Source organism: Novosphingobium sp. 11B, assembly GCF_054589055.1.
This window is the reverse complement of sequence record NZ_BAAILP010000175.1, coordinates 1-10,593: the sequence shown is the minus strand read 5'-3', so window position 1 is coordinate 10,593 and position 10,593 is coordinate 1. Positions and strand designations below refer to the sequence as shown.

The 10,593-nt window shown below is 62.4% G+C and carries 9 protein-coding genes and 2 tRNA genes; 5 read left to right on the top strand and 6 right to left on the bottom strand.

From position 1 onward, the window contains the following. Positions 1–93 precede the first annotated feature (93 nt). The 4 genes from ACYPYD_RS16460 to ACYPYD_RS16445 form a co-directional block, all read right to left on the bottom strand. A complete protein-coding gene (locus ACYPYD_RS16460) occupies positions 94–612 on the bottom strand; it encodes a CHAP domain-containing protein (protein WP_008831250.1) in 519 nt (172 codons plus the stop codon). A 263-nt stretch (positions 613–875) separates the two neighbouring features. After that, positions 876–2,189: a UDP-N-acetyl-D-mannosamine dehydrogenase gene (gene wecC, locus ACYPYD_RS16455; RefSeq protein WP_459664242.1), complete on the bottom strand. Its 1,314-nt coding sequence runs from the start codon at positions 2,187–2,189 to the stop codon at positions 876–878. Further along, complete coding sequence (gene wecB / locus ACYPYD_RS16450) at positions 2,179–3,300, bottom strand: non-hydrolyzing UDP-N-acetylglucosamine 2-epimerase (protein WP_459664241.1); 1,122 nt, start codon at positions 3,298–3,300, stop codon at positions 2,179–2,181. Before wecB ends, wecC begins: the two co-directional genes overlap by 11 nt. 46 nt (positions 3,301–3,346) lie before the next feature. After that, positions 3,347–4,045 (bottom strand): hypothetical protein, encoded by a 699-nt coding sequence (locus ACYPYD_RS16445; protein WP_037520273.1) that lies wholly within the window; start codon positions 4,043–4,045, stop codon positions 3,347–3,349. 86 nt (positions 4,046–4,131) lie between these two features. On the opposite strand from ACYPYD_RS16445, the gene dcd reads away from it, so the two are divergent. Together dcd and ACYPYD_RS16435 are read left to right on the top strand one after the other, a co-directional pair. Further along, positions 4,132–4,686, top strand: coding sequence for a dCTP deaminase (dcd, locus tag ACYPYD_RS16440; protein WP_008831254.1), 555 nt, complete (start codon positions 4,132–4,134; stop codon positions 4,684–4,686). A gap of 200 nt (positions 4,687–4,886) precedes the next feature. After that, positions 4,887–5,468 (top strand): DoxX family protein, encoded by a 582-nt coding sequence (locus ACYPYD_RS16435; protein ID WP_459664238.1) that lies wholly within the window; start codon positions 4,887–4,889, stop codon positions 5,466–5,468. A gap of 25 nt (positions 5,469–5,493) precedes the next feature. Here ACYPYD_RS16435 and ACYPYD_RS16430 read toward each other — a convergent pair whose 3' ends face one another. Then, a complete protein-coding gene (locus ACYPYD_RS16430) occupies positions 5,494–7,245 on the bottom strand; it encodes an SLC13 family permease (RefSeq protein ID WP_459664235.1) in 1,752 nt (583 codons plus the stop codon). Between the two features lie 169 nt (positions 7,246–7,414). Between ACYPYD_RS16430 and ACYPYD_RS16425 the strand changes: the two genes are divergently transcribed. The 3 genes from ACYPYD_RS16425 (at position 7,415) to ACYPYD_RS16415 (ending at position 9,076) form a co-directional block, all read left to right on the top strand. Continuing rightward, positions 7,415–7,490: transfer RNA gene (locus ACYPYD_RS16425), tRNA-Val, on the top strand. A 105-nt stretch (positions 7,491–7,595) separates the two neighbouring features. Next, positions 7,596–7,671 (top strand) — tRNA-Thr (locus ACYPYD_RS16420). A 184-nt stretch (positions 7,672–7,855) separates the two neighbouring features. Continuing rightward, positions 7,856–9,076, top strand: a complete 1,221-nt coding sequence (locus ACYPYD_RS16415; protein ID WP_459664233.1) for a tyrosine-type recombinase/integrase — start codon at positions 7,856–7,858, stop codon at positions 9,074–9,076. Between the two features lie 139 nt (positions 9,077–9,215). Here the strand turns inward: ACYPYD_RS16415 and ACYPYD_RS16410 are convergent. Beyond that, positions 9,216–10,593 (bottom strand): hypothetical protein (locus ACYPYD_RS16410; protein WP_459664231.1); only part of this gene is annotated, 1,378 nt, incomplete at its 5' end.

The window sequence follows — 10,593 nt, the reverse complement described above, 5'->3', positions numbered from 1 at the left end:
CTGTACCGTCCCGGGCTTGACCCAGGATCGGGCGCACACGCGTCTACGGTCCCGGGTCAAGTCCGGGACGGCAACAGCGGCGATAAATAGAGATCAGCCCTGCGAGGGAAGCTGCGCGAAAGCGGCCTGGAAGGTGTCGCTGGGCAGGCCGGGCTTCTGATCGGCGGCAGCGGCGCCAGGCGCGTAGATGAAGCCGAAGGTCGGGCTGGTGCGCAGGCCCAGCGACTGAGTCGGGGCGTACCACACGCGAACACTGCTCCAGTCGCCGTTGGCCGAGACGTCTTCGGCCATGGCCGACTTCTCGATCATGCCGGGGCGCGACCAGTTGGCGTGGTTGAGCACCACATGGCGCTCATCGACGATCTTGCTGACGACGGCCACGTGGCCCACCGGCATCGCGCCGGTCGCCTTGAACACCAGCACCGAGCCGGTCATCGGGGTCTTGCCGCGCGCGTACGTGCCTTCGGCCTGACCCCACCACGTTGCAGCGTTGCCGTGCAGATCGATGGCTGAATGTTCCCGCGCATAAGGTGCGCACTGGAGCGGACGGGCCATGGCCGGCTGGGTGAACAGAGCGACAGCGGCCAGAGCGAGTGCGGGAACGAATTTCATGGACAGGAGTTATAACGCGCAACTCTTGTTGCGATAGCGAAGGGGGCAGGCGGTCACCGTCCCTCTCGCACGGTTCGTCGCACTGTCCACAAGCGACGAAATGCGATGAAGTGTTTGGTCGCAAGATTCTGGAACAACTAGGCAAATTTTGCCGGGTGGCGCCGAATCGGCCTTATCCATCAGCGAAACGAAGAACCCCGGGGCAGCGTAGTGCTACTCCGGGCTTCTTCGTTTCGTCCGCGGGTGACGCAGGTTGGGCCGCCTCAGCTCGCCAGAGCCAGCTTCGCCGCTTCCTCGCGCACGACGCGGGGCTGGTCGGCCCAGATGCCGCGCGTATCGTAGACCAGCTTGGTCGCGCGTTCGGCCAGCGGCACGACGCGGAAGACGTCGTGGTCCACCAGCACGATCAGGATCTCGCAAGTCTCCAGCGCTTCGTCGATGTCGATCTGGGTGACGCCGGTGTCGGTGAACTCGATCGGCAGTTCGGCGGCATAGGGCTCGACGATCGAGACGCGCTCCCCGAACTTGCGCGCGATGCGGCTGGCGACGAAGCGGGCCGGACTCTCGCGGAAGTCGTCGATGTTGGCCTTGAAGGCGAGGCCGAGGCAGGCGATGCGTGCGTCCGGATGAGCTTCGATCAGGGCTTCGGCCTTGGCGATGACGTGGTGCATCTTGCCGTCGTTGACGCCGCGGGCGGTGCGGATCAGCGGGGTTTCCTCGGGCGCGCCGTGGACGATGAACCAGGGGTCCACCGCGATGCAGTGGCCGCCGACGCCCGGGCCGGGCGAGAGGATGTTGACGCGCGGGTGACGGTTGGCGAGGCGGATCACCTCCCACACGTCCAGCCCCATGCGGTCCGAGACGATCGACAGTTCGTTGGCGAAGGCGATGTTGACGTCGCGGTAGGCGTTCTCGACCAGCTTGGTCATCTCGGCCGCGCGCGCGTCGGTGGTGACGCATTCGCCGCGCACGAAGCGCTTGTAGAACGCCAGCGCCTTGCGCGCGCAGCGCGGGGTGATGCCGCCGATCGACCGGTCGTTGTTGGTCAGTTCCTCGAGTATGCGGCCAGGCAGGACGCGCTCGGGGCAGTAGGCGATCGAGATGTCCGGGGTTTCGCGCGTCAGACCGGGAATTTTCAGGTCCGGGCGCATCTGCGCGATCATGTCGCGCATTTTCTCGGTGGTGCCGACCGGCGAGGTCGATTCGAGGATCACCACGTCGCCCGCCTTGAGCACCGGCGCGATCTTGCGGCCCGCTGCAAGGACATACGAGATGTCAGGGGCGTGGTCGCCCTTCTCGTCCTTCTCGAACGGCGTGGGCACCGCGATCACGAAGACGTCGGCGGGCTCCACCTCCAGCGAGGCCGACAGCAGCCCGCGCGAAACGACGCCCTGCACGAGACCGTCGAGGTCGACTTCCTCGATATGGATCTCGCCGCGATTGATGGTGTCGACCACCTTCTGCGACACGTCGAGGCCCAGCACCTTGCTGCCCGAACGGGCGATCACGGCGGCGGTGGGAAGTCCGATGTAGCCGAGGCCGACGACGCAGACCGAGGGTTTGTTATCAGATTTCATTCGCAAGCAGCTCCAGGATGCGGCGCGAGGTCTGCCCGTCTCCGAATGGATTGTGGGCGCGCGCCATGGCCTCGTAGGCGGTCTTATCGTCGAGCAGGGTTGATAATTCGGTAACGATCCGGCGCGCATCGGTGCCGACGAGTTTCGCGGTGCCCGCCTCGACGCCTTCGGGCCGCTCGGTGGTCTCACGCATCACCAGTACCGGCTTGCCGAGGGCCGGGGCTTCCTCCTGCACGCCGCCCGAATCGGTGAGCATGATCTCGCTGATCGCCAGCAGCCGGGCGAAGTGCGGGTAGTCGAGCGGCTCGATCAGCGCGACGTTGTCGAGGCCGGAAAGACGCTCGTTCATCACCTTGCGCACGTTGGGGTTCAGGTGGACGGGGAAGATCACCGCCGTGTCGGGGCGCGATGCGATTTCGCGGATGGCCTGCGCGATCTGCTCCATGCCCTCCCCGAAGTTCTCGCGGCGGTGGCTGGTGACACCGATGATGCGCTTTCCTGCGAAGCGGGTTTCGAGGTCGGCGAGGCCTGACGCGAGAGCGGGATTACGCTCAATCTCGGCGGTGACCCAATGCAGCGCGTCGATCACGGTATTGCCGGTGACGTGGACGCGGTCGGCCGGCACATTCTCGCGCAGCAGGGCAGCCTCGCTGGTGGTGGTGGGCGCGAAGTGCAGGCTCGCCATGGCGCCGATGATCTTGCGATTCACCTCCTCGGGCCACGGATGGTAGATGTTGTAGCTGCGCAGCCCTGCCTCGACGTGATCGACCGGCAGCTTGCGGTAATAGGCCGCGAGAGCGCCCGACATGGCGGTGGCGGTGTCGCCCTGCACGATCACGCGGGTTGGCTTCACTTCGTCCATCACCTTGCCCAGCCCGGTGAGCAGGTTCGCCGTCAGCGCGTCGAGCGTCTGGTCGGGCTGCATCACGTCGAGGTCGTGATCAGGCACGATCCCGGCGATCTCCAGCACCTGATCGAGCATCTGGCGGTGTTGCGCGGAGACGCAGACCACGCACTCGAACCGGGGATCGGCCTTGAGCGCGTGGACGACGGGGAACAGCTTGATGGCTTCCGGGCGCGTGCCGAAAACGACGAGGATGCGTGCGGTCATACGGCGGGGCTTAGCAGCCGTGTGTTAAATGGAGACTAAAGCCTTTTCATTTCGCCAGAGTATAGCGTCCGTCGATACTCGTGCCCGCCGTGCAATAATCATCCGTGTGCGGCTGGTGCCCGGCTTCGGCATAGGACAGCTGGAAGGCGTCCTTGCCGCTGGGGGTGAAGACCAGCATCGGCAGTCCTTCTTCCAGTGAGGCGACGGTCCAGGTCTGCTTGTCGTCGTCGCGGCTCATGACCCCGTCCAGCGTGCAGGACGGGCGACCCTTGAAGGACAGCGAGATGACCAGCATCGCCTTGCCGTCGATTAGCGGGACGATCCGCACGGGGCCGGAATAGCCCGCTTCTCCCCGCGCGAATTGCCCCGACGGGAACGGCAGGAAAGGGATACGCGCGTGCTTGCCCTCGGCAAAGTTGAGACGGCTTTCGCGGCGCTTCAGGGCGCGGTTGATGCAGTGCTGGTCTTGGCAATGTTCGGCGCGGCCGCGCGCCTGTCCGATCGCGGCAGAATAGACCTGCGAATGCGCGGGCTTGTCGAGTGTTGTCTTCAGCCAGGCGAGTTGCGCGTCCTCCCGTTTCGCCAGTTCGGCCGCCTTGGCCTTGGCCTGCGGGCTCGGGTCGATCTTCGCGGCAGGCGGCGGCTCGGCGCCTGCATCCGATTCGGGATTGCACGCGGTCAGAGCGAGCAATGGAGCAGCCAGCGAAACCAGCGTCAGGGCGAAGCGGCGGGGAAGCATCGTCACGGGGCTCAGCCTATCCCCGCCTTTCCACGTGGACAACCCCGCACGAGGCTCTTGCCCGCCCGCACCGCTTGGGTAACACCCGCGCCATGTCTATCCTCAGCGACAAGTGGATCCGCCAGCAGGCCCAGGAACACGGCATGATCGAGCCGTTCGTGGAGGCGCAGCGCCGCGACGGGTGCATTTCCTACGGCCTGTCTTCCTATGGCTACGACGCCCGCGTCGCGCCGGAGTTCAAGATCTTCACCAACGTCGATTCGGCAGTGGTCGATCCCAAGGACTTTGCGGCGAACTCCTTCGTGGACCGTACCACCGACGTCTGCGTGATCCCGCCCAACTCCTTCGCGCTGGCCCGCACGGTCGAATACTTCCGCGTCCCGCGCGACGTTCTGGTCATATGCCTGGGCAAGAGCACCTATGCGCGCTGCGGCATCATCGTGAACGTCACGCCGCTGGAACCGGGCTGGGAAGGCCACGTGACGCTCGAATTCTCGAACACCACCCCCCTGCCCGCGAAGATCTACGCCAACGAGGGCGCCTGCCAGTTCCTGTTCCTCAAGGGCAACGAACCGTGTGAGACGAGCTATGCCGACCGCGCGGGCAAGTACATGGGCCAGCGCGGAGTGACGCTGCCCCGGCTCTGAGAGCCTGTCTGCAAATTCGCTGAAGCGAATTTGGCGGCACCGGCCCCAGTTGCAAGTACTTGGCCCACCCGGCCTCCCACGGAAGTATACTTGATGGGAGGCCGGGTGGGGGCGTGGGGCGGTGCCGCAGAGAATCTGACAGGGAACAATACTGGGCCGAACCCGCTTCTCCCGGCATAAAACAGGCCGGGAGAAAAGCCGTGTCGAAGATTGCCGCGATAATCGGGCGGATTTTGATCGCCCTCATCTTCATATTTTCCGGGGCGGGCAAGCTCGCCGACATATCCGCGACCGAGACGATGATCGTCGCCGCCGGTCTGCCCTCGGGCCTTGCCATTCCCACCGGGCTGTTCGAACTGCTGGCGGGGCTGTGCCTTGCCGCCGGGTTCATGGTGCGGCTGGTGGCGGTGCTGCTGGCCGGGTTCACCGCGCTGACGATCCTGTTCTTCCACGCGCAGTTCGGCGACCCGATGCAGCGGGTCATGGCGCTCAAGAACCTTGCGATCATCGGCGGCCTCGCGCTGGCCTTCGCGCATAGCCAGATGTGGAGCCACTACTACGCCATCGCCCGCGAGCGCCGGGGCGAGATCGCCGCGCGCGACGCGGATGCGCGCGTACGCGACGCCGAATTGCGTGCCGCCCGTGCCGAAGCCCGCGCCGATGTGCTGGCGCAGGGACAGACGGCGCATGAACCGCGCACCGTTGTCACCGACGTCCACCACGACGGCGTGCCCGAAGTGCGCCGTACAGGCTGGCGCAACCGCCGCTGGTTCGACTGGTAAAGTCGATGGGCCTTGCCGCTGCGGACTACCGCAGCGGCCAGAAGTGAATGATCAGCGGCGTGCCCAGCACCAGCACCAGCAGCGAGAGCGGTGCCCCAAGCCGCGCGTAGTCGCCGAAACGATAGCCCCCCGGCCCCATGACCAGCGTATTGCACTGGTGCCCGATCGGCGTCAGGAAATCGCATCCCGCGCCGATCGCGGTCGCCATCAGAAACGCATCGGGCCGATAGCCGAGATCGCCGGCGAACACGGCCGAGATCGGCGCCATGACCAGCACCGTCGCGGCATTGTTGAGGAACGGCGTCACCGCCATCGACGCCGCCAGCACCAGCGCCACCGCACCCCATGGCGGCATGTCGCGCGCGAGTGCCGCCAGCCCCGTCGCCATGACATCGGAAGCCCCGGTCGATTGAAGCGTCCCGCTCACCGGGATCAGCGCCCCCAGCATGATGAGGATCGGCCATTCCACGGCCTCGTAGGCGTCGTCGACAGACAGGGCTCCGGTGATGACCACGAGGCCCGCTCCGGCGAAAAAGGCCGCGGCCACCGGCACCAGCCCGGTCGCCGTCGCCAGCATCGCAGCGGCAAGAATTCCGACCGCCAGCCAGCCCTTGCGCGTCGCTCCCAGCGCGATCTGACGCTGCGCCAGCGGCAGCACGCCAAGCTGCCGCAGCCTTCCCGGCATGGCGGAAAGCGCTCCTTGCAGCACGATCACGTCGCCGGGCTGCATCAGAATGCTGGCCGGCTTGGCGCGCAGGCTCTCCCCCTCTCGCGAGATGGCGACGAGGCGCAGCCCCATGCGCTCGCGCAGCATCAACCGGCTTGCCGAACTTCCCGCCAGCGCGGAGCGCGCGGTGACGACACCCTCGATCACGCCCACGTCGTCGCGGGCGCGCGCCGTATGCTCGCTCTCGGCCCCGTCGTCGTCCGCGTCACGGCCGCTGGGATCCAGGCCACCCGCCGCGACCGCGCGCTCCAGCGCATCGGGCTCGCCTGCAAGGATCAGCACGTCGTCCTCCACCAGCACGAGGTCCGGCCGAACCTCACCGGAGAGGCCATGACGCAGCACCGCCGTCACATCGACCTCGCCGTCATGCTCTCTCAGGAAAGCCGCAACGGTGTTCCCCACCACCGAGGCATCCTCGCGGACCCGGGCTTCGATCGTGTAGTCGGCGATGTCGAGCGCCTCGCCCATCGTCGCCACCGCGCGCCGGTCGGCCGGGAGCAGGCGGTAGCACAGGCGCAGGAAGACCAGCCCGATGGCCAGCAGGCCGAGCCCGGTCGGCAGGTAGTCGAACATCGCGAACGGCTCGCCTGTCATCTGCTCGCGTACCCGGCTGACGATGATGTTGGGCGAGGTCCCAACCAGCGTTGTCAGCCCGCCCAGCAGGGCGGCGAACGACATCGGCATGAGAAAACGCGAGGGGTTGGTTCCGCTTTTGCGGCCGAGTTGCCCGGCGGCAGGCATCAGCATCGCCAGCGCGCCGATATTCTTGATGAGCCCCGAGGCGAGGCCCACTGACGCCGTGAGCACCAGCAGTTGCGATCCCGTGCGCCCCAGCCACCGGCCCGCCCATGCCACGGCTTTCTCGATCAGCCCCGACCGCTGCACCGCAGCCGAAAGCACGAGCGCCGAGCCGACGATGATGACGATATCGTCGGCAAAACCGGCGAACGCCTTCTCGGGGCTGACGAGCCCCAGTGCCAAGCCGGCCAACAGGGCGATGACTGCAGTAACGTCGTAGCGGAAGCGGCCCCAGATGAAGAGGGCCATCATGCTGCAAAGCAGGGCGATAGACAGATATTGCTGAAAGGTCATCGGGCCTCGGAAGCAGGCGGGAGTGCATGGAAGAAATGCGCGGGAAGCGCCTCGGTGCCAGCCAGGCCACGTTGCACCATTGACGTCGAGCCCGCGAAGCGCCAATAGCGCCTCCAGCGCAAGGCGCGGGCGGTTAGCTCAGTTGGTAGAGCATCTCGTTTACACCGAGAGGGTCGGGGGTTCGAGCCCCTCACCGCCCACCATTTATCCGGCAAATCAGCGGTTTCCGGATTGGTGAAAAAAATGCGCGAAATGCGATTGCACGGAGCGCCGTCCGCATGTAAACGCCGCGCCTGCCTGCAAGGCATGCCGCTTTAGCTCAGTTGGTAGAGCACATCATTCGTAATGATGGGGTCACGTGTTCGAGTCACGTAAGCGGCACCATTTTCGCGTTCACTGACGTTCGCCAATGTCCTTGTGAACCGCTGAATTCTCCGGTATTTATTCCCAATCGTCCGTGAGCGTTCGTGCGTATTCACGGACTTCTACCCCCAAGTTGGGGTATGTCTGGGGGTATCGAAGTAAACACCATCCGACATACCCCCTGATTCGGAAACTGGATGTTCTCATGGCGCTCACCGATGTTGCTCTGCGCAACGCCAAACCGGGCGAGAAGCCCTATAAGCTAACGGATAGTGGGGGCCTGTTCCTGCTCGTGACGCCAGCAGGTGGAAAACTCTGGCGTCTTAAGTTTCGGATCGGAGGCAGCGAAAAGCTACTGGCGTTGGGGAAATACCCTCAAGTCAACCTCTCCGCTGCTCGGAAGGCCCGAGATGACGCCAAAGCGAAGTTAGCTAGTGGGGTTGATCCAGCCCATGAAAGGAAGATGGCGAAGATCGCCGCGAAGGTCAGTGCTGGCAACACCTTCCAGTCCGTTGCAGAAGATTTCATCGCGGTGAAGCTCGAAGCAGACGGGAAGGCAGAGGCGACCATCGAAAAAGCTAGGTGGTATCTATCCCACCTTACTTCGAGCATAGGTGCGCGCCCGATTGCTGACATCAAGCCCGCCGAGCTGCTTTCCGTATTGAAGCAGCTCGAAAAGAAGGGGCATCGGGAAACCGCCCGGAGGACTCGGGCGCTGGCCAGCCGGATATTCCGGCATGGTGTAGCTCACGCCCTTTGCGATGCTGACCCGGCAGCCCTGCTCAACGGGGCTTTAGCTACGCCTATCGTAAAGCATCGTGCGGCGATCCTTGATCCAGTGAAGCTGGGCGCTTTTTTGCGCGACATCGAAGACTATGGCGGCAGCGTTGTGGTAAAAATCGCGATGCAACTCAGCCCGCACGTGTTCACGCGCCCCGGCGAATTGCGGTTCGGTCGATGGTCTGAGGTTGATTGGGAGAATGCCATTTGGCACGTACCGGCGGAGCGAACCAAGTTGCGTCGTCGGCATAGTGTGCCGTTATCAAGGCAATCACTTTTGCTCCTGCAAATTTTGCGTGAGGAGACGGGGGCGTTTGATTTGATGTTTGTGGGGCAGCGATCGCACCTTAAGCCGATCAGCGAGAACACCCTCAACCAATCCTTCCGGCGTATGGGATGGGGCGCCGATGAGGTGACGGCACACGGATTAAGGGCAACGGCCTCGACCCTGCTCAACGAAAGCGGCAAGTGGCATATAGACGCCATTGAGCGCGCCCTTGCCCACGGGCACAGCGATGCGGTCCGTGGCACCTATGCGCGTGGCCAGCATTGGGAAGAACGAGTAGCGATGGCTCAATGGTGGAGCGATCATCTCGATATGCTGCGCAAGGGCGCGGACGTATTGCCGATCAGGGGTGTCGTTTAGGGATAAAGACGCCTTCTGAAAGTCCGTCCCCGGCCTTCGTTTAAATGAACCGGCACGTGTGAATTAAGTCACGTATATAATTTATCTATATGAAATTTAGCCAAAAAGTCATCTAATTGAATTGCTTGAATTACCTAAATCAAAATCGGTAACTGCGAAGCTGGCGTTGGATAATTTCGTTGAGTCTTGTTTCGCGGCCCAAAGGTCCGGAATTCAGAATTTCTTTGAGATCGGCATCCGTAAGAATAGCAATCGCCCCCTGTTGCGATAGGAATGCGTCCGCGCACCTGAGTTGAAGTGTGCCTTTGTCTGCGATTGATCGACAGACCAATATTCCAAAGCGCCCCCTCCTTGGGTCAAAACGGCCGATCATTTGATCAAGCTCAGGGTTGGAGAGGTCCTCAGAGTAGTTCTTGCACTCGATCAATACCTCACGACTGAGTAAGAACGGGTCTTGGCGGAGCCGAGAGAAAACACCGGATGCCGCTTCATTCTCGAACGTGATGTCAATACGCTTGCGCCCGTCGTTCGCTGGTTGCTCCAGAACCGGATTGGTCAGGCTTGGGTACAAAATGAAATGAAGGATGCCAACGACGAGGCTTTGGTAGTCCGAAGCCGCGCGTTGTCCCGGCGGGCAGTTGTTGAGCGCTGCGATAACCTCAGTTGCATAGGTAGACTGATCGAAGTGCCCGCCTTGAGCGGCCACAATAGCATGAACACTTTCAGGGTTATGTTTGAAGAATGCGCTCTTAAATTTCGCATATACGTCTGGATGATTTGTAGAAAAATGAGCCACGCTATCCTTGTCTCGGGGCGTGTCTTTCTCAATTTCGACTTTAGGAACCCAAGGCGTGGTGCTTCCATCTCTTTTTTCGCGGAATCTAACTAATCGGCCCATTGTCGACAATTCTCTTTGTCGAATAAAGTTGGCGACGAACCCATCGTAATACCTCTGCGACGCTTTCTGAAATTCAGCTCCGTGCTTGACATACCGTTTAGGCACCAGAAGAACTTTTTTGCGCTGAATAAACGGTATATAGTCGTAACCGTCGGTCCAGCGGCCATTAACGGAGTCCCACAAGAGGCCAGTCGGCATTTCATTCGCAATAGCCCTGCCGTGAAGTGCCATCTGCTGCTGTGTATACTGAATGAGGTGGCGACGTACGATATTAACGGTCATGTCGGAAACTTTGTCGGCACCAATGCCAGGTATAAACATTAGGGCGTCATTTAGATCTTGGATCAATCCCGATTTGGTGGCCCGACTCTGTTTAATTGCTGAAAATATCGCGGCGCCTTGTTTTTCGCCCACCCCTCGCCCACTTGGCTTTCCTTCCGAAAAACCGAGGAAAATCTCATCCGGCTCACTGAGTCCGCGCAAGAGATAAAGCCCAAGCCCAAGTTGAACAGTGCTAGCGGAACACGCAGGGAACGCGAGACCATAAGTATCTGATTTTGCGGTGAGTGGATTTGGCGGCAAAATCGGGTGTGCTAACAACATTTTTGCTGTGACTGTC

What these genes read in the sequence shown, in the direction of transcription:
- ACYPYD_RS16430 (WP_459664235.1), bottom strand. Translation starts at nt 7,245, where the DNA reads ATGATGGCCCTCTTCATCTGGGGCCGCTTCCGCTACGACGTTACTGCA.
- ACYPYD_RS16460 (WP_008831250.1), bottom strand. Translation starts at nt 612, where the DNA reads ATGAAATTCGTTCCCGCACTCGCTCTGGCCGCTGTCGCTCTGTTCACC.
- wecC (WP_459664242.1), bottom strand. Translation starts at nt 2,189, where the DNA reads ATGAAATCTGATAACAAACCCTCGGTCTGCGTCGTCGGCCTCGGCTAC.
- ACYPYD_RS16415 (WP_459664233.1), top strand. Translation starts at nt 7,856, where the DNA reads ATGGCGCTCACCGATGTTGCTCTGCGCAACGCCAAACCGGGCGAGAAG.
- wecB (WP_459664241.1), bottom strand. Translation starts at nt 3,300, where the DNA reads ATGACCGCACGCATCCTCGTCGTTTTCGGCACGCGCCCGGAAGCCATC.
- dcd (WP_008831254.1), top strand. Translation starts at nt 4,132, where the DNA reads ATGTCTATCCTCAGCGACAAGTGGATCCGCCAGCAGGCCCAGGAACAC.